The sequence below is a fragment of the Microbacterium sp. 1.5R genome, from assembly GCF_001889265.1.
GTDB lineage: Bacteria > Actinomycetota > Actinomycetes > Actinomycetales > Microbacteriaceae > Microbacterium.
Map to the genome: position 1 here is coordinate 2017062 of NZ_CP018151.1, position 23089 is coordinate 2040150.

A 23089-nucleotide genomic window follows, 5' to 3' on the forward strand; every position below is an offset into this window, starting at 1 on the left:
GCCGGGGATGCGCGCCAGACGTCCACTCGACGAGAAGTGGCCTGCTTTCCTCAGGCCACTTTGCGGCATGCTGGACGGATGACCTCACGACTCGTCCAGCAGCTCGGCGCACAGAACGTCGCCGGCGGTACAGCGAAGGCCCTGGCCGAACAGATCCGTGCGCTGATCCTCGACGGTCGACTGACGGTTGGCGAGCGTCTGCCGTCCGAGCGAGCGCTCGCCCTCGAGCTGCGACGGTCCCGCTCCACCACGACCCGCGTGTACGGGCTCCTCGAGGTCGACGGCTACGTCTCGCGTCGGCACGGAGGCAGCACCCGTGTCACACTTCCGCACACCGCAGCACGTGTCGGTCCTGTGGCTGACGCCTCGGCGATCGATCTGTCGATCGCCTCGATGGATTCGACGCCGGGGCTGTACGACGCGACGGTACGATCGCTCCCCCGCCTGGCCGCGCTGCGCGGCGCGAGCGGATACTCGCTGCAGGGCCTCCCCGAGCTGCGTGACGCAGTCGCCGAGCGCTTCACGCAGCGGGGGCTCCCGACGGATGCCGACGAGATCATGATCACGTCCGGCGCTCTCCACGCGTTCAACCTGGTGCTCGCGACGATCGGCCGACGCGGAGAGCGTGCACTCGTCGAGCAGCCGACCTTCCCGCACGCTCTCGAGGCGCTCCACCGCCATGGCTACCGACTGGTGCCGACTCCGGTGGATGTCACCGGGTGGGATGAGCGCCACATCGCCGACACGCTTCTTCGCAGTCGCCCCCACCTGGCGTATCTGATCCCCGACTTCCACAATCCCACCGGCGCGACGCTGCCCGACACGGCCCGGTCACGCATAGCGGCGACGGCGCAGAGCGTCGGGACGCATCTCGTCGTCGACGAGACGACCGCGGAGCTCGACATCGATCGAGGATGGACTCCACGTCCTCTCGCGGCGTTCGGCCCGCGCGTCATCACCGTCGGCTCGATGTCGAAGATCGCCTGGGGCGGCATGCGCATCGGCTGGATCCGTGCCGACCGCGCGATGATCACCCGCCTGCTCGCCGTCCGCCCCTCGTTCGAGCTCGGCACGGCGCTGCTCGAGCAGTGCATCGCCGTCGAGCTGCTGCGCGAGATGCCCGCTCTCACCGCGCACGTCGCGTCACGCCTGCACGCAGGACGGGATGCCGTGGCGGCGGGACTCGAATCGATCGAGAGCCTCTCGATGCCTCAGACGAACGGCGGACTGTCCGCCTGGCTCGATCTCGGCGCTCCCGTCTCGACGGAGTTGTCGCTGGCCGCACGTGATCACGGGCTGATCCTCCCGCCCGGACCTCGCTTCTCCACGGGTGGCGTGCTCGAGCGGCGCCTGCGCATCCCGATCACGCTGCCCCCGGAGCGCACCGCCGAGGCGATGCAGCGACTGCGGCTCGCGTGGGACGACGTGATGTCCGGCGGAACCACCGCCCGCACCGACATGGCCCGGTCAGCCGTCATCTGACGGACGAGGACCCCGTCCCTGTTGTCCAGGGGCGGGGTCCTCGTCATGTATGGAAAGGGAATTCGCCTTCTCAGCGTCCGGGATCGCTCACCGGCATCCGATACTCGCGCCTTCCCCTTCCAGGTCTGTGGGCGGCTGCCTAGCCGACCTTGTGCAGCCACACGACACGCGCGTCATCGCTCGCGTGGCGGAACGGCTCCAGCTCCTCGTCCCAGGCCGAGCCGAGTGCGATGTCGAGTTCACGCTGCAGCTCGGTCGCGCTCCCGGCCGCGATCTCCAACGCGTAGCGGATGCGGTCCTCGCCGATGACGATGTTTCCGGCCGCGTCCGTCTGGGCGTAGTGGATCCCGAGGTCGGGAGTGTGCAGCCAGCGCCCTCCGTCACTGCGAGGAGTCGGATCCTCGGTCACCTCGAAGCGGAGATGCTCCCAGCCGCGGATCGCGGTCGCGAGAGCAGCGCCCGTGCCGACCGGACCATCCCAGTAGAACTCGGCGCGGCGTGCGCCGTCGAGCACGGGCTGGTCGCTCCAGTCGAAGTTCACCGCACGACCGATGGCGCGTCCTACCGCCCATTCCAGGTGCGGGCAGAGCGCGCGAGGTGCAGAGTGGATGAACACCACTCCGCGTGCGTAAGCCGTCGCCATGATCTCTCCGTTTCATCAGGTGCGTCTTCCCCAACGACCTGAAACACCGAGAACTGGCGTGAATATGCGGTTATGGGGCTATTCTCGCCCAGACCAGGTGAAATCACAAGCATGTGATTCCACGAAGAAGGCCCCGGTCAGGAGGACCGGGGCCTTCGGACCGTCGCCGGTCCTGATTCGGATGAGGCTCAGGCCTCGCTCATGGCCTGCTTGACCTGCTGCCCCTTGGCGGCGTAGTACGCGGCACGGGCGGCGTCACGGCGAGCCTGCTCGGCGTACCCGGCCTCGAGGACCTCCTGCGGGACCTCGACGTTCGGCACGTCCTGGGTGCCGTGGTACTTCTCGATGTAGGCGTCGAGCTCAGGGCCGGACGTCCACGACGTGATGAGGCAGTAGCGGGGCTCCGTGCCCACGTGCGTCGCGGCGTGCCACAGACGCTGCGTGTCGACGATGAGCTGTGCACCGGCGGGCAGGGCGATGCGATACTCGATGCTCGGGTCCGTGCGGTTCTCGCGCAGGACGAAGAAGCTGTCCTTGTCGTCGCTGAGGTTGAAGAATCCGCGCACGACCCATCCGGTGCCGTCGGGGTTCAGGCGGTTGTTGTCGTCCTGGTGGAGGTTGTACAGGCACTCGCCGTACGGGGTCGGCTGCAGCTCGATGACGCGGCAGCGACCGACGTTGGCGCCGGGCTCCTGTGCGCGACGCGTGAGGTTCGGAGCCTTCGCCGTCTGCGAGTCGATCCAGACGCCGTCCTTGTCGGTGCGCGGCGGCTTGTGGTTCCAGAAGCCGTTGCACTCGATCTCGCCCTTGGCGCTGGCGAGCGGCGCGAAGCGGGTGTCGCCCGACGACTTCCAGTCGTTGTACTCGATGTCGAGCCACTCCTTGGGGTCGAGCTCCTGGTCGTAGCTGTCGAGCACGACGAAGCCCTTGTCTTCGAGCGCCTTCGATTTGATGTATCCCATGATCTAGGTCATGTCCCTTCATCGGGGGCCAGCACGTTTTAACAGGCCCTGATAAGGCAAGCCTAACAGGGCACCTCTGGAGCGCCGCCGAGGGCCGCCGTGAATAAGCGAATAGACTGAATCGGGCGCCTGGCGACTCCTCGGCGCCGGGCGTTACGGGAGGACGAGACACCAGCATGAGCACTGCGACCAACGTCGAGGCGACAGCTGTCAACACGATCGAGTGGCTCGCAGAGGACTCCACGACCATCGTCGTGCCGGTGTACCAGCGCCAGTACCGGTGGGACATCGGCGGGTGCGAGCAGCTTCTCTCGGACGTCCGTGCGGTCGCCCGCGAGGACTCATCCCACCGCCACTTCATCGGGTCGATCCTGTCGGCGGCCGACGACAGCGATGCCGACACCGACCTCGTCCTGATCGACGGGCAGCAGCGCATCACCACGCTGATGCTGCTGGTCGCGGCCCTTCGGCATGCGGTCCAGGACTCCGACCCCCGGCTCGCCGCCGATCTCGACCGCGTGCTCGTGCGCCCCGACGACCCCACCCGCACGAAGCTGCGTCCGCACGACGCGTGGGCCGAGCTCTACGAATCCGTGGTGCTCGAACGCGACGGTCACGCCGACCGCGAGTCGCGGTTCGATGACAACTACGCGTTCTTCCGCAGCCAGGTGCACGCCGATGAAGCCCCGCTCATCTGGGCGGGCCTGCAGAAGCTCGAGCACGTGTCGATCACGCTCGGTGCCGACGCGAACGCCCAGCAGATCTTCGCGAGCCTGAACTCGACGGGCGAGCCGCTGCGCGACCACGAGCTCATCCACAACTACATGCTCATGGGCCTGACCCACACGGAGCAGCTCGAGGTCGAGGAGCGGTTCTGGCTTCCGATCGAACGGCACACCGGAGAGGCGATCGGAGCCTTCTGGCGGCACTATCTGGTGATGACGACGGGACGGGAGGTCGCCGCCAACGGCGAGCACGGCGTCTACAGCGCGTTCCGGCAGTCGTTCCCTCGCGTCGACCTGGACCATCTGCAGGCGGATGCCGAGGTCTGGCGCCACTACGCCGAGATCTACGGCATCCTGCTCGATCCTTCGCGCGAGCAGGACCCGGAGATCGCCCGGCAATTGCGCTACGTCAACACCTTCGGTCGGGCGTCCTACCCTCTCGTCCTCAGCGTCTACAGCGAGCACGCTCGAGGTCTGATCGAGCGGGATGAGCTCGTCGAGACTCTCGAGTGGATCCAGGCGATGTACCTGCGGCGGACGCTCGTCAATCTTCCGAACGAGCGCCTGGTCGCCCGTCTCTGCCGCGCACGTGCGCATGGGCGCGACGCCCTGGCTCGCGCCTTCGCCCGCATCACCCCGTCTGACGAACGGGTGAGTGCGGTGGTGAAGTACAGCGAGCTCGCGCACCCGGCATACGTGCTGGGCCGCATCGAGGGGGTCGATGACCCGATCGACTTCGATGTCGAGCACATCGTGCCCACGGTGCCCAGCGACAGCTGGTCCGGCGACGGCGTGCGCCAGTGGATCGAGTACTCGGACGACGAACGCAACGCGCATCGCACTCTCGCACCCACGCTCGGCAACCTCACGCTTCTCGAGCAGCGACTGGCGGAGCGGGTCTTCGGAGAGTCCTATTCCGTCAAGCGCGACTCCGCGTACGCCCGCAGCACGATCGCCGAGACGAAGGCGCTCGCGGCCACCGACACCTGGGGCACCGCGGCCATCTCGCAGCGCACGATCCGCCTGACCGCCGACCTGCTGCGGATCTGGGCCCGCCCCGCACTGCCGGAGATCGATGACGACGGCCTCACTCCCATCCTCGATGCCGTCCGCCGCCGTGGGTGGCCCGCCGGGTGGGAACGCGAGTTCGAGTACGTCGAATACCGCGGAGAGCGCTGGGAGGTCTTCGACGTCAAGCACCTCTTCAACCGCGTCTTCCGCCGCGCCTGGACCGACACCCGCGCGGCCGCCGTGTCGTACTGCGCCGCTCACGGCGGTCCGATCTACGACACCATGGCCTGGAAGGGTCAGTGGGACCAGCTGGACGAGACGCACCACCTCTACATGGGGTGGGATTCGAACTACATGATGAACGCAGTGCAGGGCGTGCTCCACGAGGCCGACATCGCCTCGGAGGTCTTCGTCAAGTACTCCTACATCGGGAATGTGATGTGACATGACCACCACCATCCACCGCCTCTTCGACCTCACGATCGAGGAGCACACGCTGACCGTGCCGCTCGTCTGGGGCGACGCCGCAGACACCCGCACGATCGACATCTTCGCCCGCGTCGTCACCCGCGAGGGAGGCGAGCGACTCCCCTTCCTCGTCTACCTGCAGGGCGGCCCCGGTCACGAAGCGCCGCGACCCTTCCACGCCTCATCCTCCCCCGCCTGGCTCGACGAGGCCCTCGCGCACTACCGCGTCGTGATGCTCGACCAGCGCGGCACCGGCCTGTCCACGCCCGTGGGCGACGGCGACCTCGCACGAGGCTCCGAGGCAGTGGCCGAGTACCTGACCCATCTCCGCGCGGACTCGATCGTCCGGGACTGCGAGGCGATGCGCGAGCACCTCAGCGCTGAGACGTGGAGCGTGCTCGGCCAGTCGTTCGGCGGGTTCACGACCTTGGCCTATCTGTCCACTGATGCGGACTCGCTGGCGGACGTCTTCATCACGGGCGGCCTGAGCACCGTCGATCGTCATCCTGACGAGGTGTACGCGCTCTGCTATGACAAGATGCGCGCGGCCTCCGAACAGTACTACCGGCGATTCCCGCAGCATCGCGACGTCATGCGGGGTCTGGTCGACCGGGCAGCAGCCGGCGACATTGTGCTCCCCGACGGCGAGGTGGTGTCGCCGTCTCGACTGCGCTCTGTGGGTTCGGCGCTCGGCACCAACGAGGGCTGGCAGACCCTGTGGTCGCTTCTGGAGCGAGATGCCGCATCGAACGCGTTCCGCCACGACCTCATGCACGCGCTGCCCTACAGCGGGCGCAACCCGCTCTACTTCGTCTTCCACGAGTCGAGCTACGCCAGCGGACACGCGACCCGCTGGTCCGCCGAGCGCACGGAGCCCCAGGACTTCCGGGACGACGTCACGCTGTTCACCGGAGAGCACATCCGCCGCGATTGGACCGAGACCGTGCCGGCCTTCCGGCCGTGGCGCGATGTGACGCTCGCGCTCGCCGAGTTCGAGTGGCCGCGCATCTACGACGAGGTCGCCATCGCCACCTCGGGTGCGACGGGCGCGGCCGCCGTGTACGTGAACGACGTCTACGTGCCGCTGGAGTACTCCCTCGAGACCGCGCGCCTGCTTCCGGGCGTGAAGCTCTGGGTGACGAGCGAACACGAGCACAACGGCCTGCGGTCGGGTCCCGTGCTGACGCATCTCATCGATCTCGCCCAGGGCCGACGCATCCGCTGAGGATCCTCCTGCAGACGGATGCCGATCGGCGCCGTCCCGCCTAGCCTGGAGTCATGGCCGACATTCTCGGGACCCTGCTGACGATCGCGATCCTCCTCGTCGCCGCGACCGCGGCCGTGGTGGTGATCGTGGCGGTCTACTCCCGTACTCCGCTCGAGAAGAAGTACGAGAGCGCGGGCGGCGGCCTGGGCGGATCGTTCGACGCGGTGTGGATGCCATCGGCGCACGAAGCCGGTGCCGAGCGAGACCGTCAGACTCAGCGCACCGCCCCCGCACCGGCCCCTGGCGACCCGCTGGGCCGCATCGACGGAGAGCGCATCGTCATCGACGTCTGACGACTCGCGCGCGATCCGACCGCAGAAGACGAACCCACTGCAGACGACGAAGGCCCCGTGTTCCGAGGAACACGGGGCCTTCGATCGCGGGGGTCGTTACTTGGACGATCCGCCGAAACCCTTGAAGCGCTGGTTGAACTTCTCGACGCGACCGGCCGAGTCCATGATGCGCTGCTTGCCCGTGTAGAACGGGTGCGATGCCGAGGAGATCTCGACGTCGATCACCGGGTACTCGACACCGTCGAGCTCGATGGTCTTGTCGCTCGAGACAGTCGAACGGGTGAGGAACGTCTCGCCCGAGCCGAGGTCGCGGAACACGACAGCCTTGTACACGGGGTGAATGTCAGTCTTCATGGGATTCCTTAGTTGCTGCCCTGGATTGTGCCAGGGACGAGGGAAGTCTGCGGTGCAGAGAGCACCAAGGATCGATTCTATCAGATGCGCATCAGGATGCCGCGCGGGCCGCATATCGACCCTCTTCGCTGCTGAGGACGATCGGCATGCCGAACGTCTCGGTCAGAGCCTCGGCCGTCAGAGTCTCGGCGACGGGCCCGGCGGCGACGATGCGCCCCTCGCGCATCAGCAGCACATGAGTGAATCCGACCGGGATCTCCTCGACGTGGTGCGTGACCATCAGCATCGCCGGCGTCGTCGGCGACGACGCATAGCCGCTCAGGAGTGCAAGGAGCTCCTCACGAGAGCCGAGGTCGAGAGACGCAGTCGGCTCGTCGAGCAGCAGCAGCTCGGGATCGGTCATCACGGCGCGGGCGATCTGCACGCGCTTCTGCTCGCCGTCGCTCAGAGTGCCGAAGGTCCGGTCGGCGAGGTGGTCGAGTCGCCAGTCGCCGAGGACGCGCAGCGCACGACGTTCGTCGATGTCCTCATAGCTCTCGTTCCATCGCCCGAGCACGGAGTATGCCGCAGTGAGCACCGTGTTCAGAACCGTCTCTTCGCGCGGCACGCGCTTCGCCATCGCGGAGGACGCGAAGCCGATGCGCGGGCGCAGCTCGAACACATCCGTGCGTCCGAGGGTCTCTCCCAGCACCGTGACGGTTCCGGACGTCGGGTGCATCAGCGTGTCAGCCAGCTGGAGCAGCGTCGTCTTGCCTGCGCCGTTGGGTCCGAGGATCACCCACCGCTGATCATCGTCGACCTGCCAGGTCACGTGATCGATGATGTTGCGCCCCTCGCGGCGCACGACGACGTCGGTGAATTCCAGAGCGCTCGACATGCCTCCAGCCTATCGGCTCAGGCGGTCAGCTCCGCGTACAGCGCACGCGTGGTGTCGGCGATCGCGCCCCAGCTGAACTCGTCGCGAGCCCGCTCCCGGCCAGCCGCGCCATAGGCACGGGCTCGCTCGGGATCGGACGTCACCTCGGTGAGCACGTCAGCGAGGTCGGCGACGTAGCGCTCCGGATCGACCGGCGTCCCCGTGCCGTCCTGGAGCTGCTCGATCGGCACCAGGCGGCCGGTGACCCCGTCGTCGACGACTTCGGGGATGCCGCCGGTCGCCGTGCCGACGACGGCAGCGCCGCAGGCCATGGCCTCGAGGTTCACGATTCCCAGCGGCTCGTAGACGGACGGGCACACGAATGTCGTCGCCGCGGTGAGGATGGCCGACAGCTCGTCGCGCGGCAGCATCCGATCGATCCAGACGACGCCCTCGCGGGTCTGCTGGAGAAGCCGCACGCCCTCCTGCACCTCCGCCATGATCTCGGGGGTGTCCGGCGCGCCGGCGCAGAGGATGAGCTGGACCTCCGGGGGCAGCAGACGAGCGGCCTGAAGGAGGTACGGCAGGCCCTTCTGCCGGGTGATCCGGCCGACGAACACGACGGACGGCCTGGTCGGATCCATACCGACCGAATCGAGGAACGCCGGGTTCTGCACCGGCCGCCAGCGATCCACGTCGATGCCGTTGTGGATCACGCGCACACGGGTCGGGTCGACCGACGGGTAGCTCCGCAGGATGTCCTCGCGCATGCCGGCGCTGACCGCGATCACCGCCGCCGCGTTCTCGTACGCGAGCTTCTCGATTCCGCTCGACACCGCGTATCCCCCGCCGAGCTGTTCGGCCTTCCACGGGCGGAGCGGTTCCAGGCTGTGCGCGGTCAGGACGTGCGGGATGCCGTGAAGCTGAGAGGCGAGGTGCCCGGCGAAGTTCGCGTACCAGGTGTGACTGTGCACGAGATCGGCGTCCGAGATCGCCGCGACGATCTCGAGGTCCGTCCCGAGCGTCTGCAGCGCGGGGTTCGCGGAGGCCAGTCCCGAGGGTGTCCGATAGGCGAAAGTTCCCGCCTCGTCACGAGGAGCTCCGAAGGCCCTGACCTGTACATCGATATTCTGCCGCAAGGCCGTGACGAGCTCGGCGACGTGCACACCGGCGCCTCCGTAGATCTCCGGCGGGTATTCCTTCGTGATCATCTCGACGCGCATGTCTAGACGGTAGTGACTCAGTTGTCCAGATGCTAGTTAGCCGAGCCGAATCGCATCTATGGTTGGTGCATGTCCGCACCAAAGAAGATCTTCGGCATCATCCTCGCCGGCGGCGAGGGAAAGCGTCTCATGCCCCTCACGGCCGATCGGGCCAAACCTGCAGTGCCTTTCGGCGGACAGTACCGATTGATCGATTTCGCGATCTCGAACCTCATCAACTCGGGTCTGCGCCAGATCGTCGTGCTCACGCAGTACAAGTCGCACAGCCTCGATCGCCACATCTCGCAGACGTGGCGCATGTCAGCTCTCCTCGACTCGTACGTGACCTCGGTGCCCGCGCAGCAGCGTCTCGGAAAGCGCTGGTTCTCGGGCTCGGCCGATGCGATCCTGCAGAGCCTGAACCTCATCAACGACGAGAAGCCCGACATCGTCGTCGTGATCGGCGCCGACCACGTCTACCGCATGGACTTCCGACAGATGCTCGACGCCCACATCGAGTCCGGCGCGAAGGCCACCGTCGCGGGCATCCGCCAACCGCTCGCCATGGCGTCCCAGTTCGGGGTCATCGACGCCGACACCGAGTCCGGCCGCATCAAGCAGTTCCTCGAGAAGCCGACCGACATCGCCGGCCTCGAGGACTCGCCCCACGAAGTGCTCGCTTCGATGGGCAACTACATCTTCGACGCGGATGCGCTGATCGCCGCGGTCGAGGCAGACGGCGAATCGCCGACCTCCGGGCATGACATGGGCGGCGACATCGTGCCGTATTTCGTCGATCGAGGCGAGGCCGGCTACTACGACATGAAGCGGAACGATGTCCCGGGCTCATCGCCGCGCGACCGCTCGTACTGGCGCGACGTGGGTACGATCGACTCCTTCTTCGACGCGCACATGGACCTGATCTCCACGCTTCCGATCTTCAACCTCTACAACATGGAGTGGCCGATCCACTCGCAGGCCGTGAACTCGCCGCCCGCGAAGTTCGTGCGCGACTCCGTCGGGCGCATCGGCAATGCGATCGACTCGATCGTGTCGCTCGGATCCGTGCTCTCGGGCACTCATCTGGAGCGCAGCGTCGTGGGTCCGTGGACACTCGCCGGAGGAGGATCCACCATCACCGACTCCGTCGTCTTCGACGGTGTGCGGGTGGGAGCGGGATCGAGAGTCCATCGAGCCATCCTCGACAAGAACGTGGTCCTGGCGGACGGTGCGACCGTCGGCGTCGACCGCGAGCGGGATCTGGCTCGCGGGTTCACCGTGACCGAGTCGGGCATCACCGTGGTGGGCAAGGGCCTGTTCATCGAGAGGTGACGGTGTCGCCGCGATACGCGGCTGCACAGCGGGCCGTTCTGCTGTCGATAGGCTCGAAGGCGTGACTGCCGCGCGTTTCCTCGTCGTCCTCGATGCCGATTCCACCCTCATCCGCAACGAGGTGATCGAACTGATCGCCGATGAGGTCGGGCGGGGCCCCGAGGTGCAGGCGGCCACCGAAGCCGCGATGCGCGGCGAGATCGACTTCGCCACCAGCCTGCGCTCCCGCGTCGCTGCGCTCGAAGGCGTACCGGTGTCGGGGTTCGCGCGCGTGCTGGCGCGCATAGAGCCGACCCCTGGGGTGCGCGAGCTCACTGCGGCCGTCCATGAGCGCGGCGGTGTCGTGGGAGTCGTGTCCGGAGGGTTCCACGAGATCCTCGACGACGTCGCCCCCGGGCTCGGCGTCGACCGGTGGCGCGCCAACCGCCTCGAGATCGTGGACGGCGCCCTGGCCGGCCGCGTCGATGGCGAGATCGTGGATGCCGCCGTGAAAGCCGCCTCACTGCAGCACTGGGCCGACGAGCTCGGGGTCCCCCGTCACGCCACCATCGCGATCGGAGACGGAGCCAACGACCTGCAGATGATGGCCGTCGCCGGTCTCGGACTGGCGTTCAATGCGAAGCCTGCCGTACGCGCGGCGGCGAGTCTCGTGATCGGCCCGCAGGACCTCTCCGAGGTCATCGCGCTGCTGCCCTAGCGGATGTCCGAGGCCCCGTCTAGCGTCGGGGCATGGACATCATCCTCATCCCCGGTCTCTGGCTCGACGCGTCCAGTTGGAGCGAGGTGACCGCCGACCTCGAACGCGCGGGGCACTCGGTGCATCCCCTGACGATGCCCGGCGTCGGTCTCCCCGCCGCCGCTTCCTCCGACATCGGAATCGCCGAGTGGGTCGATGCCGCCGTGGCCGCGGTCGACGACATCGGGGCACCCGTGGCCGTCGTCGGTCACAGCGGCGGCGGCAACGTCGCCTGGGGCGTCGCCGACGCACGGCCCGACCTCGTCTCGCGGGTCGTCTTCGTCGACACGGTGCCGCCGCCCTCCGGGTTCGGCATCAGCGAATTCGAGGTCGCGGACGGCGTCGTCCCCTTCCCGGGGTGGGACTACTTCCCCGCCGAAGACGTCGACGACCTCGACGACTCGACCCGCGCCCGCACCGCTCCGCTGGCTCGGAGCGTTCCCGCGCGGGTGCCCACCGATCCGATCGAGCTGCGCTCGGAGCAGCGCCACGGGGTCCCCGTGACACTGCTGATGGGCGCGATGGATCAGGAGACTCTCGAGTCGGAGCTCGAGCAATGGGGCCCGTACGCGGATGAATTCCGAGCGATCGGCGATGCCGAGGTCATCCGCATCGGCTCAGGTCACTGGCCGCAGTTCTCGGTTCCGGGCCGCTTGGCCGAGCTCATCGACGCGGCGGTCTCCCGTCGGTGACGACAGGGCGTCGTTCTCGGCTCAGTGCCCCATCCCGAGGCCGCCGTCGACGGGGATGACCGCGCCCGAGATGTAGCCGGCGTCGTCGCCCGCGAGCCAGGTGACCACGCCCGCGACCTCGTCAGGTGTGGCGAAGCGTCCGGCGGGAATGTTCGCCTCGTACTGCTTCTGAGTCTCCTCGGGCAGCTCTGCGGTCATGTCGGTCTCGATGAAGCCCGGCGCGACGACGTTCGCGGTGATGCCGCGTCCGCCGAGTTCGCGGGTCAGCGATCGCGCAAAGCCCACGAGTGCACTTTTCGATGCGGAGTAGTTCACCTGCCCCGCCGAGCCGTACAGGCCCACGACGCTCGAGATGAGGATGACGCGTCCGAAACGAGCCCGCAGCATGCCCTTGGACGCGCGCTTGACGACACGGAACGTTCCGCCGAGGTTAGTGGCGACGACGCTGTCGAAATCGTCCTCGCTCATGCGAAGGAGGAGAGTGTCCTTGGTGATGCCCGCGTTGGCGACCACGATCTCCACCGGCCCGAGCTGCTGCTCGACCTCGGTGAATGCCGCGTCGAGAGCCGCGGCGTCCGTGACGTCCGCGCGGACCGTCAACGTGCCGTCGGGGCCTTCCCCGCTCCGCGCCGTCACTGCGACGCGGTATCCGTCACGGACGAACCGCTCTGCGATGGCGCGGCCGATGCCGCGGTTGCCGCCGGTGACGAGGACGACGCGAGAACTCATTTCCACTCCTGATCTGGCCGCTGGGGTCGGGGCCTGGTCGTCCTCGATCCTACCGAGGATGCCGCCGTCCGACCGGCGTCGTTTGACAGACGGACGCCGCGACTGGAACGCTGAACCCGACGAAAGGCGCCACCGTGAGCGACAACAGCATCCCCACCCCTTCGGGCGGACCGCAGCCGACTCCCCCGCCGCCCGCAGCGCCGGCACCGCCCGCACAGCCTTACCAGGCAGCTTCTCCGGCGGCGCAGCCGCCGTCGTACCCGACTGCCCCTCCGGCGTCGCCCACCCAGGCGTACCCGGGCGCCGCGCCTTCCTTCGCGCCGAGCCCGCCTGTCCACGGCGGCGGATCGATGCACCCCTACGGCTCAGCGTCTGCAGCGTCGCCCTACCCGACGTCCGCTCCCGGCCAACCCGCCACCGGATACCCGAACTACGCGGCACCGAACTACGCAGCACCGAACTATCCCGCACCTCGCCCGGCGAGCGGACTCGCGGTCACGTCGCTGATCTGCGGAATCGCCGGAGTCGTGCTCTTCTGGGCTGTGGTGCCTCTGCTCGCCTCGATCGTCGCCGTGATCACCGGCCACATGGCGCTCCGACAGACGAAGGCGAACCCCTCGATCGGCGGACGCGGCATGGCCTTCGCCGGCCTCATCATGGGGTACATCATGGTCGCGGTGCTCGTCATCGGCATCATCATGACGGTCATCGGGTTCCTGTTCTTCGGCGCCTTCACTCTGCCCTTCCTCTTCTCGACCTGAGCGGCAGACGGGCGCGCCGTGGTGCCCGCACCGGCGTAGGCTGGACTCATCGTGAAGAGCAAGCCACTGGTCCCTGCTGTCACCTCGCTTCCGCAGTCGCCGAAAGACGAGGCGGACCACCGCGTGCGCCGATACGCGCTCACCATGACGATCCGCATCGTCTGCTTCGCGCTCATGATGTTCGTGCAGCCCTACGGCTGGTACACATGGGTCTTCGCGCTCGCGGCCGCGCTCCTTCCCTACATCGCGGTGGTGTTCGCGAACGCAGGAAGCGACAGCACCGAGACGACGGCGGAATCTCCCGTGCAGCAGCTGGAGGCACCTGCCCCGGCCCCGACGCTTCCGGTCGAACAGGATCCGCCGCCTCACGTCATCACCATCCACGAAAGCCGCCAGGATCGCGAGTGAGTGGACTGGAGTGCTCGCGTGCCGGATGCCGGAGCGCGGCGACCACGCAGGTGGTGTGGCGCAATCCGCGTATCCATGCCGCCGACCGTGAGAAGATCTGGCTCGCGTGCGACGAGCATGTCTCGTTCCTCCACGACTACCTGGCTGCCAGAGACTTCCCCGTGACAGTGAGAGATGGTATGCCCTCGTGAGTGCCCGGATGGGTCGATGGACCGTGTACGTGCTGATCGCGATCGGCTTCGCGGTCGGGTGCGCCTTCCTGTCGAATTGGCAGTTCGAGCGCAACGAGACGAGATCCGAGCAGATCGCTCTCGTCGAGAAGAACTATGACGCGGATCCCGTCCCGCTCTCCGACCTCATCGGCGCCGACGGAGCCCTCGAGCCCGGCGACGTCTGGCATCCTGTCGTCCTGAACGGCGAGTACATCGCCGATGACCAGCTCCTCGTGCGCAATCGGCCCCACGGCGGCACGAGTGCGTTCGAGGTTCTGGTGCCGTTCCGCGATGTCGACGGACGTGTGTTCATCGTCGACCGCGGATGGGTGCCGCCCGGTGACGGTGACTCCCCGGATGCCGTTCCTGCGCCTCCGAGCGGAGAGGTCGAGGTCATCGTGCGTCTGCGTCCCGGAGAGCAGCTGCCGGCCTCGGGACGCGGCGCTCCCGAGGGCCAGGTGCCGACGATCAACCTCCCCTCGATCGCCGAGCTGGTCGACGGAGACGTGATCACGAGCGCGTACGGGCAGATCGTGAGCGAGGAACCGGCGGGCGAAGGCACCCTGGGCCGCTTCGACTCCCCCACCGACGACCCCGGCCCGCATCTGTCGTATGCGATCCAGTGGATCCTGTTCGCGCTGATGGGCTTCGTGTTCATCGGCTACATCATCCGCACCGAGATCGTGAAGCACCGCGAAGAGGTGGAGGGGATGCCCGCACCCGTCAAGAAGTCCCGGCGCCGTGACAGCGATGCCGACGTCGAAGACGAGCTCCTCGATGCTCGCTGAGACGCGTCAGCCCCAGGCCCGCACGTCCACGACGAGGGCGGACTTGGGGTAGCTGCCCGAGGGCGTCCCGATCTCGAAGAGATCGATCAGGAGCATCAGCGGATAGTCGGGCGACTGCGGGATCCGCCGCAGCACCCTCCCCTCGCAGCCGATCACCGTCTCGCCGTCACCCCAGACGACTGTCCAGGTGTGCTGCTCACTCGCGTCGAACGGGAGCACCACCTCGGCCATCTCGGTCTGCAGACGCGGATCACCGTGCGCCTTGATGCCGGTCCGCGCTCGAGTCGTATTCGAGACCGCATCCGCGTCGATCTCGAAGATGCAGATCTCGCCGGCATCCCTCTCCGAGAGGTGTTCGATCCCGACGAGCCAGGCGGCGAGCATGCATCCTTCGTCGGTGCTCGCGGCGACGGTCACATCGATGCGTCCGCGGGCGGGAGCGAACAGCAAGTGCAGAGGCGTCTCCGTTCGCACCTCCAGACCGTCCGGACGATGTCGGTGCGTGCCGCGCGCCGACCCGACGGATCCGGAGAACACCGCGGTCTGCACATTCGACACACGGAGCGGGGCATCCTCCTTCCGCCAATCGAGCTGATCGCTGTCGATACGCAGGCGCAGCACCGAGTCGACGATCTCATATCGCGCCGCCGACCTCTCGGGAACCGTCCAATGCGGGAGGTAGTGGGCGACCCATTTCTCGTCGTCGAGCCCCGTCGAGAAGTCGTCGGCGAAGCTCGGGGCCTCTGACGGCGGAGGCGGGAGAACCTCGCTCATCGTTCAGTCGGTCCAGGGCAGCGGCCGGTCGGGCAGGCGCGCACTGTCATCGGGAAGATGCGGCAGCTCCTGGCCTCCGGCCCGGATGCACAGCCAGCGGAGCTCCCCCGCACTGCCAGGGTGAGACCGCCAGGTGCGGGCGACCCCCTGACCGACTCTGATCACGGTGCCGGGGCCGACCTCGACGACCTCGTCGTCGAGACCCATCTGCCCGCGCCCCTCGAGGAAGACGTAGAGCTCCTCGATGCGTGAATGAACGTGCCAGTACCCCGCCTCCTCACCCGGAGCGAGCGCGTTCGCGGTGAGTCCGATGAACTGCATCGTCAGCTCGTGGTCGACGACGCGGCGACCATCGCGGGAGCGCGCGGCATCGAAGCCGCCGTGGTGCTCACGCCACTCGTCCAGCGCACCGATCTCGATGACCTGGAAGTCGCTCATGCGCGAGCCTCCTCCTCGATGCGGTCAGCGGCGCGACCGGAGAGCGCCCGGCTCCAGCCGTCCGCGGATGCCTCGTACACGAGGCGGGTGTGGTTCCGATCGGTCTCCCCCTGCCAGAACTCGATGCGGCTCGGGACGATGCGCCAGAGCACCCAGTCCCCGTCGGCGATGCCTGCCTGTGCGGCCGCCGAGCGAGCAGCGAGGTCGGCGGCGCTCTCCTCGGGCGTCGCCTCCTCCACGCGGCCGCGCACGCGGACTGCACGGACCTGCGGCTGCCACCAGAAGTTCAGGGCCGCTGCCGGCACTGCGCCGAGCTGCGCCCCCTTACGGGACGACCGCGTGCTCGCGAAGGCCCACCCTCGTTCGTCGATCCTCTTCAGGATGAGCGTGCGCGCATCGGGGATCCCGTCGGCGTCGACCGTCGCCAGCGTCACCGTGTGCGGTTCCGCCACCCCGGCTGCGGCGGCGGCGCGCAACCACTCGGCGAACAGGACCGCCGGGTCATCCGGCAGGTCGCGGATGTCCCAGTCCGGAGCGACGCCGATGAGAGCGTGGCGTCCTCTGAGCCAGTCGTTGAGCGGATCGAGGGCGAGGTCGGAGTCGTCATGGGTCACCCTGTCGACTATGCCACTCCCGTCGGACGTGGCCCACCCCGGACGCGTTACGCGAGCTCGATGAGGTCCTGGTACTCCTGGCTCCAGAGGTCCTCGACACCGTCGGGAAGGATCAGCACGCGCTCCGGGTTGAGCGACTGCACCGCACCGGGGTCGTGCGAGACGAGGACGACTGCACCCTCGTAGTGCGCGAGAGCGCCGAGGATCTCCTCGCGAGACGCGGGATCGAGGTTGTTGGTGGGCTCATCGAGCAGCAGCAGGTTGGCCGAGGAGACCACGAGGGTCGCCAGCGAGAGACGCGTCTTCTCGCCGCCCGAGAGAACCCCGGCGGGCTTGAGCACATCGTCGCCGGTGAAGAGGAAGGATCCGAGCACCTTGCGCGCTTCCATCTCGGTGATGTGCGGAGCGGCCGAGACCATGTTCTCGAGCACCGAGCGGTTCACGTCGAGGTTCTCGTGCTCCTGCGCGTAATAACCGACCTTGAGCCCGTGGCCCGGCTCGAGCTGGCCCGTGTCGGGCTCGTCGACTCCGGCGAGCATCCTCAGCAGCGTGGTCTTGCCCGCACCGTTGAGTCCGAGCACGACGACCTTCGATCCGCGGTCGATCGCGAGGTCGACATCCGTGAAGATCTCGAGCGATCCGTACGACTTCGACAGCCCCGTCGCCATCATCGGGGTCTTGCCGCAGGCGGCGGGTTTGGGGAAGCGGAGCTTCGCCACCCGGTCTTCCTGGCGGACCTCGTCGAGACCCGCGAGGAGCTTCTCGGCGCGCGCGATCATCTGGTGAGCGGCAGCGGCCTTCGACGCCTTCGCACCGAAACGGGCCGCCTGCTGCTGCAGCGTGGTGGCCTTCTTCTCGGCGTTGGCTCGCTCCTTCTTGCGGCGCTCCTCGTCGGCCACCCGCTGGCGCAGGTAGTTCTTCCAGTTCATGTTGTAGGTGTCGATGATCTGGCGGTTCGCGTCGAGGTAGAAGACGCGGTTGACGGTCTCGCCGACGAGCTCGACGTCGTGGCTGATCACGATCAGCCCGCCCTTGTAGTTCTTGAGGAACTCGCGCAGCCACACGACGCTGTCGGCGTCGAGGTGGTTGGTCGGCTCGTCGAGGATCATCGTCTCCGCATCCGAGAACAGGATGCGCGCGAGCTCGATGCGACGACGCTGTCCGCCCGAGAGCGTCGAGAGCGGCTGATCGAGGATGCGGTCGGGCAGCGAGAGGTTGTTGGCGATGGATGCCGCCTCGGCTTCTGCGGCGTATCCGCCCTGTGCCTCGAACTGCTCGGTGAGGCGCGCATAGCGCTTCATCGCCTTCTCGGCCACGGCGGGGTCTTCCGAGCCCATGGCCAGCGAGGCCTCGGTCATGCCGAGATTCAGCTGTCCGAGTCCGCGGGCATCGAGGATCCTCGTGCGCGCCAGATCCTCCGGGTTGCCCGAACGGGGATCCTGGGGCAGGTAGCCGAGCTCTCCGGAGCGCGTCACCGTGCCCCCAGAGGGAAGGACGTCGCCGGCGAGCACCTTGGTGAGCGTGGTCTTGCCTGCACCGTTGCGGCCGACGAGACCGATCTTGTCTCCGTCGCTCACACGGAACGACACGTTCTCCATCAGGAGGCGTGCGCCCACGCGGATCTCGAGTTCGTGCACGGCAAGCACAGGCGGGATGTCCGTTCTTTCAAGGGGGTTCAGGCCGAGGGGCCAAACTCCCAGTATAGATCGCTCGGCTGGGTGTTCAGTCGACGTACGGATCGTGGTGCAGTCGTCGGCCTGTGCACAGATCTACCTCTGCGGGTGGATGCGATCGATACCTCAGGGTGATGCTCTGCGTGCCCTCCGCTTTCTAGCCTGCTGAGGTGGACGTCATCAACGAGCTCATCCTGCAGACCGTCGCCTCCCCCTGGCTGTATGCCGTGCTGCTCGCGGTGACGATCATCGACGGCTTCTTCCCGCCTGTTCCGAGTGAGACCGTGCTCGTGGCGGCAGCCGCCGTGCTGGCATCCTCAGGAGAGCCATGGGCGCTGATCCCGCTCGGGCTCGTCGCCGCCGTCGGCGCGACCATCGGCGACAACATCGCATTCGTGCTCGGTCGTCGACTCGGCACGACCCGCTGGGCGTGGATGCGTCGACCGGGGATCGCCTCGGCCTTCGCCCACGCGGAACGCGCCCTCGACCAGCGCAGTGCGGCTCTGATCCTCGGCGCTCGATACATCCCTGTCGGCCGTGTCGCTGTGAACATGTCGGCGGGCGCGCTGCGATTCCCCTGGAGGCGTTTCCTTCCCCTGAGCGTCGTGGCCGGCCTCAGCTGGAGCGCGCTGAGCCTGGCGATCGGGCTGCTCGCCGGATCATGGATCGAAGATCAGCCCCTCGCCAGCGCCGGGATCGGCATCGGGGTCGCTCTCATCATCGGACTGGTCATCGACCGCGTCACCGCTGCCCGGCGTCGACGCGCCCCCGTCCCGCAACTGGCAGGATGACACTCATGGCACGTCGCCTGCCCCGCACACCCCGCACACCGCGGACTCCCCGCATCAGCCGTCGAACGGCCGCGCTCGCCGCGCTCGCCCTGGCGAGCCTGGCGCTCTTCGCGGTGCTCGTGTCGCTGCAGACCGTGCTGTACGGCACCGCGTTGCCGCTGACGTTCATCCTCGGCGCCGCACTCTGCTCGGCGCCGCTGCTCTCCCTGCGGTATCCGCGGTGGGCGATCGCGATGTTCTGCTCTGCGGCGTTCGCGCTCCCGCTGCTGGTCGTGCCCGATCAGGCGACCGAGGCGCCGTGGCCGTGGTCGGTGCCCGCGCTCGTCACCTTCGTCCTCTTCGTGGGCGTCGTGACCTTCGTCCACGGCGCGCGCCTGGGCGTCGTCCCGCTCGGCGTCGGCGCGCTGCTCTCCCTCACGGCCCCGCTGCTGCGCCCCGAGATCGTCGCCACTCCGGCGACGGCAGGCAGCACCACGGCAGATCTCATCGTGACCACGTCTGTGGCCGCAGCCGTGTTCCTGGTCGCCATACTGGTCGCAGGACGCGTGAGGGTATCTGCCGAGCTCACGAAGGAACGGGAGCATTCAGCCCTCGAAGAATCCCGCCGCGCGCTCGTCGAGGAGCGCACCCGTATCGCCCGCGAACTGCACGACGTCATCGCCCACAGCATGTCGGTCATCCAGGTGCAGGCGTCCACTGCTCGATACCGACTGCCCGAGATCGGCGACGCGGCGACGTCGGAGTTCGAGAGCATCGCGGCCACAGCGCGGGGATCGCTCACCGAGATGCGGCGGATGCTGGGCGTGCTGCGCACCGAGGATCAGGCGGCCGAGCTGGCGCCGCAGCAGAGCATCGACGACATCCCGGCCCTCGTCGACACGATCCGGCGCGCCGGCGTGACGGTGGGGCTCGAGATGACGGGCGCGTTCACCGACGCCCCGCAGGCCGTGCAGATCGCCGCCTTCCGCATCGCGCAGGAGGCGCTCAGCAACGCGGTACGGCACGCGTCCGGCGCCGCCGTCACGGTGCGCCTGCAGGCGGATCTCCACGCCATCGGCATCCGCGTCCGCAACGGCCGCGCCACCACCCCACCGGCTCACCCCAGCGGAGGCTATGGACTTCGCGGCATGCGTGAGCGCGTCGAACTGCTCGGCGGGTCCTTCGCCGCCGGCCCCACCGCCGAGGGCGGGTGGGAGGTCATCGCCTCCCTCCCGCTGCACGAGCGTCCATCGAGCGAGACCACCGCTCCGATCACCCAGGAGAACCCGTGACGATCAGCGTCCTCATCGCCGACGACCAGGCGATGGTGCGCGCCGGATTCGCCGCTCTGCTCGATGCGCACGAGGGAATCCGTGTCGCGGGTCAGGCGGCCGACGGAGCCGAAGCCATCACCCTCGCTGCCCGCCTCGATCCGGACGTCATCCTGATGGACGTGCGGATGCCGCAGGTCGACGGCATCGAGGCCACTCGGCGCATCCTCGGACCCGCCTACCCTGCGGCTCATGTGCCGAGGATCCTCATGCTCACGACCTTCGACATCGACGACTACGTCTACGACGCGCTCGAGGCCGGCGCGAGCGGATTCCTGTTGAAGGACGCTCTTCCCGAGGAGCTCGTGCACGCCGTGCGCGTCGTCGCCGGCGGCGATGCCCTGCTCGCCCCCAGTGTGACGCGGCGCATGATCGAGCAGTTCGCCGGACGTCGGCCCCGCACCGCGAAGGCGGCGACCTCGCTCGCGGACCTGACCGATCGGGAGCGGGAGGTGCTGGTGCTCATCGGTCGCGGACGGTCGAACAGCGAGATCGCGTCCGACCTCTTCATCGCCGAGCAGACCGTGAAGACGCATGTCGGCAAGGTGCTCGCCAAGCTCCGACTCCGCGACCGCGTGCACGCCGTGATCCTCGCCTACGACACGGGTCTCGTCGAGCCCTCCTGAGCCGCTGCTCCGGGTCACACCGCAGTAGGGGTGCGAACCAGCCCGGAGGGTGATCCCCCGACCGGCACCGCGTCCATACGCTCCTCGGACACCCATCCGAGGAGGACTCCATGGCCATCGTCGAAGCGCCGCCCCGCATCGCTCCCCGACCCCCGCTGCCGGCCGGTCGTGATGCCGCGATCGACCTGCTGCGAGCGATCTGCGTCGCAGGAGTCGTGCTGCTTCACGCCATCATGGTGGGCGTCACGATCGCCGACGGCAGCCCGGTCTTCGCGAACGCGAGCGAGGGCACCTCGTGGATCATCCCCGTGAGCTGGGTCCTCCAGGTCATGCCGCTGTTCTTCATCATCGGAGGCTTCGCCGGTCACATCGCCTTCCGGCGGTCGCAGGCGCGCGGCGGCTCCGCATCCGACTTCATCGCAGCCCGCGTGCATCGCCTGCTCCGGCCCGCACTGTTCGCCATCGCCGTCGTCGGCGTCGCGCTCGCGGCTCTCCGCGTCGCAGGTGTTCCCGCCGACATCATCGTCACCGCCGGCTTCCGCTACAGCCAGCCGCTGTGGTTCCTCGGAGTCTTCCTGGGCTGTCAGGCGCTCCTCCCGGCACTCTCGAGAGCCCACGCACGCAGGCCCCTGGTCACCGTCGCAGCCCTCGTGTGCCCATCGGTCTGCGTCGATGTGGTCCGGGCGAGCACCGGGGTCGAGGGACTGGGGTTTCTGATTCTCGCCTTCGTGTGGCTCGCACTCCAGCAGATCGGGTTCTTCCTCGCCGACGGCACGATCGACCGGCTGCCTCGAGCGACGCGGGCCCTAGTGGGAGCAGCGGCTCTGACCGCCCTCATCGCAGCGTTCGCGACCGGGATCTACTCCCCCGACCTCATCGCGAACATCAATCCCCCGACCGCCGCGCTGCTGCTCGTCGGCGTCGTGCACCTGAGCGCCGTCTCGCTTCTGCGCGATCGCATCGACGCGCTCAGCCACCGGCCGGTCCCCGCCGCGTTCGGCGCCTTCGTCAATCGCCGCACCATGACGATCTACCTGTGGCACATGCCGGTACTGCTCGCCATGGCGGGGATCTCGGCCGTCGCCTCACTCGTCAGCGGAATCGCGCTGCCGGATCCGAGTTCCGTCTCCTGGTGGGTGTCGCGTCCGATCTGGCTCGCCGTCGCCCTGACTCTGACAGCGGCGATCGCGACCTCCCTCACCCGCATCGAGACGCAGCCGTCGCCGCGATCCGCTGACAGGACGCACCGGGTCGTGATCGCCGCCGTCCTGGGCATCGCCTCCGTCGTCCTGCTCCTCGTCGCGGGGACGACCGTGCTCACTGCCTCGGTCGCCGCCGGCGGGATGCTGCTGTCCCTGCGCATCGCCCGCCGATCACACGAGACCGCGAGCGGCGAGAGCGTCGCCGACGTCGTCCGCGTGGCGTAGTGTCCTGACCATGAGCGGCACCGCGCCTCGCACGCCGCGACGGATGCCGCGTGCGAGGTGGGCCTCGGTGACCGCATGGGCGAAGCCTGCGACCACCGGAATCATCGTGAGGGTCAGCGAGATCGTCATCGCGACGGCATCGGCATCGATGCCCAGTCGGCGCAGCGGTCTCAGCATCCGATGCAGCACCGCGAGCAGATCGCCCATCCGGGTGGTGATCGTGAGAAGCGACGCCAGCAGCAGCAGTGATGCCACCCTGGCCGTGCTGACCCATGCCGTGAGCGGTGTGGCGAAGATCCACAGGGCGGCCCCGAGAACCAGTACGAGCCACCGCAGCCGCCACGCCTCGACGAGCAGGGTCGTCACCGGAAGGCCGGCGGCGAGATAGAGCAGGCAGACGACGAGAAGCGCGGCTGTGACGCTCCATCGATCGTGCGGGTAGCCGGACGAGACGAGCGCGAGCACGGCGAAGACGGCGAGCTTGGGGCCCGCCGGCATCCGGTGGACGATACTCG

General features: G+C 68.1%; 26 protein-coding genes. 15 read left to right on the forward strand and 11 right to left on the reverse strand.

The genetic code is table 11. The annotated features are described in order from the left end of the window. Nucleotides 1-78: 78 nt before the first annotated feature. On the forward strand, nt 79-1482 hold the full coding sequence (gene yczR, locus BMW26_RS09605) for a MocR-like transcription factor YczR (protein ID WP_072591366.1): 1404 nt from the start codon (nt 79-81) through the stop codon (nt 1480-1482). A gap of 139 nt (nt 1483-1621) precedes the next feature. Here yczR and BMW26_RS09610 read toward each other — a convergent pair whose 3' ends face one another. Then, nucleotides 1622-2125 (reverse strand): DUF3145 domain-containing protein, encoded by a 504-nt coding sequence (locus BMW26_RS09610; protein ID WP_072591367.1) that lies wholly within the window; start codon nt 2123-2125, stop codon nt 1622-1624. Nucleotides 2126-2313: 188 nt separating this feature from the next. Further along, entirely contained in the window at nt 2314-3087 is a 774-nt protein-coding gene (locus BMW26_RS09615) for a hypothetical protein (RefSeq protein ID WP_053096395.1), read from the reverse strand. Nucleotides 3088-3263: 176 nt separating this feature from the next. On the opposite strand from BMW26_RS09615, the gene BMW26_RS09620 reads away from it, so the two are divergent. Genes BMW26_RS09620 through BMW26_RS09630 form a run of 3 tightly spaced genes read left to right on the forward strand, consistent with a single transcriptional unit; the run spans nt 3264 to nt 6851 of the window. Beyond that, nucleotides 3264-5267 carry a DUF262 domain-containing protein gene (locus BMW26_RS09620; protein WP_072591368.1) on the forward strand — a complete coding sequence of 668 codons (2004 nt, stop codon included), beginning with the start codon at nt 3264-3266 and terminating at the stop codon, nt 5265-5267. A 1-nt stretch (nt 5268) separates the two neighbouring features. Further along, nucleotides 5269-6516, forward strand: coding sequence for an alpha/beta fold hydrolase (locus BMW26_RS09625; RefSeq protein ID WP_072591369.1), 1248 nt, complete (start codon nt 5269-5271; stop codon nt 6514-6516). A 53-nt stretch (nt 6517-6569) separates the two neighbouring features. Then, nucleotides 6570-6851 carry a hypothetical protein gene (locus BMW26_RS09630; RefSeq protein ID WP_053096401.1) on the forward strand — a complete coding sequence of 94 codons (282 nt, stop codon included), beginning with the start codon at nt 6570-6572 and terminating at the stop codon, nt 6849-6851. Nucleotides 6852-6947: 96 nt separating this feature from the next. On the opposite strand, the gene BMW26_RS09635 is transcribed toward BMW26_RS09630, so the two are convergent. From BMW26_RS09635 to glgA, 3 genes are all read right to left on the reverse strand, one after another. Continuing rightward, nucleotides 6948-7205 carry a type B 50S ribosomal protein L31 gene (locus BMW26_RS09635; RefSeq protein WP_042537536.1) on the reverse strand — a complete coding sequence of 86 codons (258 nt, stop codon included), beginning with the start codon at nt 7203-7205 and terminating at the stop codon, nt 6948-6950. Between the two features lie 91 nt (nt 7206-7296). After that, on the reverse strand, nt 7297-8082 hold the full coding sequence (locus tag BMW26_RS09640; protein ID WP_053096402.1) for an ABC transporter ATP-binding protein: 786 nt from the start codon (nt 8080-8082) through the stop codon (nt 7297-7299). A gap of 17 nt (nt 8083-8099) precedes the next feature. Then, a complete protein-coding gene (gene glgA / locus BMW26_RS09645; protein ID WP_072591370.1) occupies nt 8100-9284 on the reverse strand; it encodes a glycogen synthase in 1185 nt (394 codons plus the stop codon). Nucleotides 9285-9353: 69 nt separating this feature from the next. Between glgA and glgC the strand changes: the two genes are divergently transcribed. The 3 genes from glgC (at nt 9354) to BMW26_RS09660 (ending at nt 12023) form a co-directional block, all read left to right on the forward strand. After that, entirely contained in the window at nt 9354-10595 is a 1242-nt protein-coding gene (gene glgC, locus BMW26_RS09650) for a glucose-1-phosphate adenylyltransferase (RefSeq protein ID WP_053096406.1), read from the forward strand. Nucleotides 10596-10656: 61 nt separating this feature from the next. Beyond that, entirely contained in the window at nt 10657-11292 is a 636-nt protein-coding gene (serB, locus tag BMW26_RS09655) for a phosphoserine phosphatase SerB (RefSeq protein WP_053096408.1), read from the forward strand. Nucleotides 11293-11324: 32 nt separating this feature from the next. Beyond that, entirely contained in the window at nt 11325-12023 is a 699-nt protein-coding gene (locus BMW26_RS09660) for an alpha/beta fold hydrolase (RefSeq protein ID WP_072591371.1), read from the forward strand. 21 nt (nt 12024-12044) lie between these two features. Here the strand turns inward: BMW26_RS09660 and BMW26_RS09665 are convergent, their stop codons facing one another. Then, entirely contained in the window at nt 12045-12752 is a 708-nt protein-coding gene (locus tag BMW26_RS09665) for a beta-ketoacyl-ACP reductase (protein WP_072591372.1), read from the reverse strand. A 134-nt stretch (nt 12753-12886) separates the two neighbouring features. On the opposite strand from BMW26_RS09665, the gene BMW26_RS09670 reads away from it, so the two are divergent. From BMW26_RS09670 to BMW26_RS09685, 4 genes are read left to right on the forward strand one after another with little or no spacing between them, the layout of a single operon-like run. Further along, on the forward strand, nt 12887-13513 hold the full coding sequence (locus BMW26_RS09670) for a DUF4190 domain-containing protein (protein ID WP_072591373.1): 627 nt from the start codon (nt 12887-12889) through the stop codon (nt 13511-13513). 51 nt (nt 13514-13564) lie between these two features. After that, complete coding sequence (locus tag BMW26_RS09675) at nt 13565-13921, forward strand: DUF3099 domain-containing protein (RefSeq protein ID WP_072591374.1); 357 nt, start codon at nt 13565-13567, stop codon at nt 13919-13921. Continuing rightward, entirely contained in the window at nt 13918-14112 is a 195-nt protein-coding gene (locus tag BMW26_RS09680) for a hypothetical protein (protein ID WP_053096420.1), read from the forward strand. The genes BMW26_RS09675 and BMW26_RS09680 overlap by 4 nt, the downstream gene beginning before the upstream one ends. 8 nt (nt 14113-14120) lie before the next feature. Continuing rightward, a complete protein-coding gene (locus tag BMW26_RS09685) occupies nt 14121-14921 on the forward strand; it encodes an SURF1 family cytochrome oxidase biogenesis protein (protein WP_053096422.1) in 801 nt (266 codons plus the stop codon). Nucleotides 14922-14927: 6 nt separating this feature from the next. Here BMW26_RS09685 and BMW26_RS09690 read toward each other — a convergent pair whose 3' ends face one another. Genes BMW26_RS09690 through BMW26_RS09705 form a run of 4 tightly spaced genes read right to left on the reverse strand, consistent with a single transcriptional unit; the run spans nt 14928 to nt 18393 of the window. Continuing rightward, nucleotides 14928-15695, reverse strand: a complete 768-nt coding sequence (locus tag BMW26_RS09690) for a hypothetical protein (RefSeq protein WP_072591375.1) — start codon at nt 15693-15695, stop codon at nt 14928-14930. A 3-nt stretch (nt 15696-15698) separates the two neighbouring features. After that, nucleotides 15699-16133, reverse strand: coding sequence for a cupin domain-containing protein (locus BMW26_RS09695; RefSeq protein WP_072591376.1), 435 nt, complete (start codon nt 16131-16133; stop codon nt 15699-15701). Then, nucleotides 16130-16747 (reverse strand): pyridoxamine 5'-phosphate oxidase family protein, encoded by a 618-nt coding sequence (locus BMW26_RS09700; RefSeq protein ID WP_072591377.1) that lies wholly within the window; start codon nt 16745-16747, stop codon nt 16130-16132. The genes BMW26_RS09695 and BMW26_RS09700 overlap by 4 nt, the downstream gene beginning before the upstream one ends. 47 nt (nt 16748-16794) lie before the next feature. Continuing rightward, on the reverse strand, nt 16795-18393 hold the full coding sequence (locus BMW26_RS09705; protein ID WP_053096429.1) for an ABC-F family ATP-binding cassette domain-containing protein: 1599 nt from the start codon (nt 18391-18393) through the stop codon (nt 16795-16797). 197 nt (nt 18394-18590) lie between these two features. Here BMW26_RS09705 and BMW26_RS09710 point away from each other — a divergent pair, with 197 nt between their 5' ends. The 4 genes from BMW26_RS09710 (at nt 18591) to BMW26_RS09725 (ending at nt 22574) form a co-directional block, all read left to right on the forward strand. Beyond that, complete coding sequence (locus BMW26_RS09710) at nt 18591-19211, forward strand: DedA family protein (protein ID WP_072591378.1); 621 nt, start codon at nt 18591-18593, stop codon at nt 19209-19211. Nucleotides 19212-19216: 5 nt separating this feature from the next. Continuing rightward, nucleotides 19217-20482: a sensor histidine kinase gene (locus BMW26_RS09715; RefSeq protein ID WP_072591379.1), complete on the forward strand. Its 1266-nt coding sequence runs from the start codon at nt 19217-19219 to the stop codon at nt 20480-20482. After that, a complete protein-coding gene (locus tag BMW26_RS09720) occupies nt 20479-21147 on the forward strand; it encodes a response regulator (RefSeq protein ID WP_053096436.1) in 669 nt (222 codons plus the stop codon). Before BMW26_RS09715 ends, BMW26_RS09720 begins: the two co-directional genes overlap by 4 nt. A gap of 110 nt (nt 21148-21257) precedes the next feature. Further along, nucleotides 21258-22574 carry an acyltransferase family protein gene (locus tag BMW26_RS09725; RefSeq protein ID WP_072591380.1) on the forward strand — a complete coding sequence of 439 codons (1317 nt, stop codon included), beginning with the start codon at nt 21258-21260 and terminating at the stop codon, nt 22572-22574. On the opposite strand, the gene BMW26_RS09730 is transcribed toward BMW26_RS09725, so the two are convergent. Beyond that, nucleotides 22521-23072, reverse strand: a complete 552-nt coding sequence (locus BMW26_RS09730; RefSeq protein ID WP_232224445.1) for an energy-coupling factor transporter transmembrane component T — start codon at nt 23070-23072, stop codon at nt 22521-22523. The genes BMW26_RS09725 and BMW26_RS09730 overlap by 54 nt on opposite strands. Nucleotides 23073-23089 lie beyond the last annotated feature (17 nt).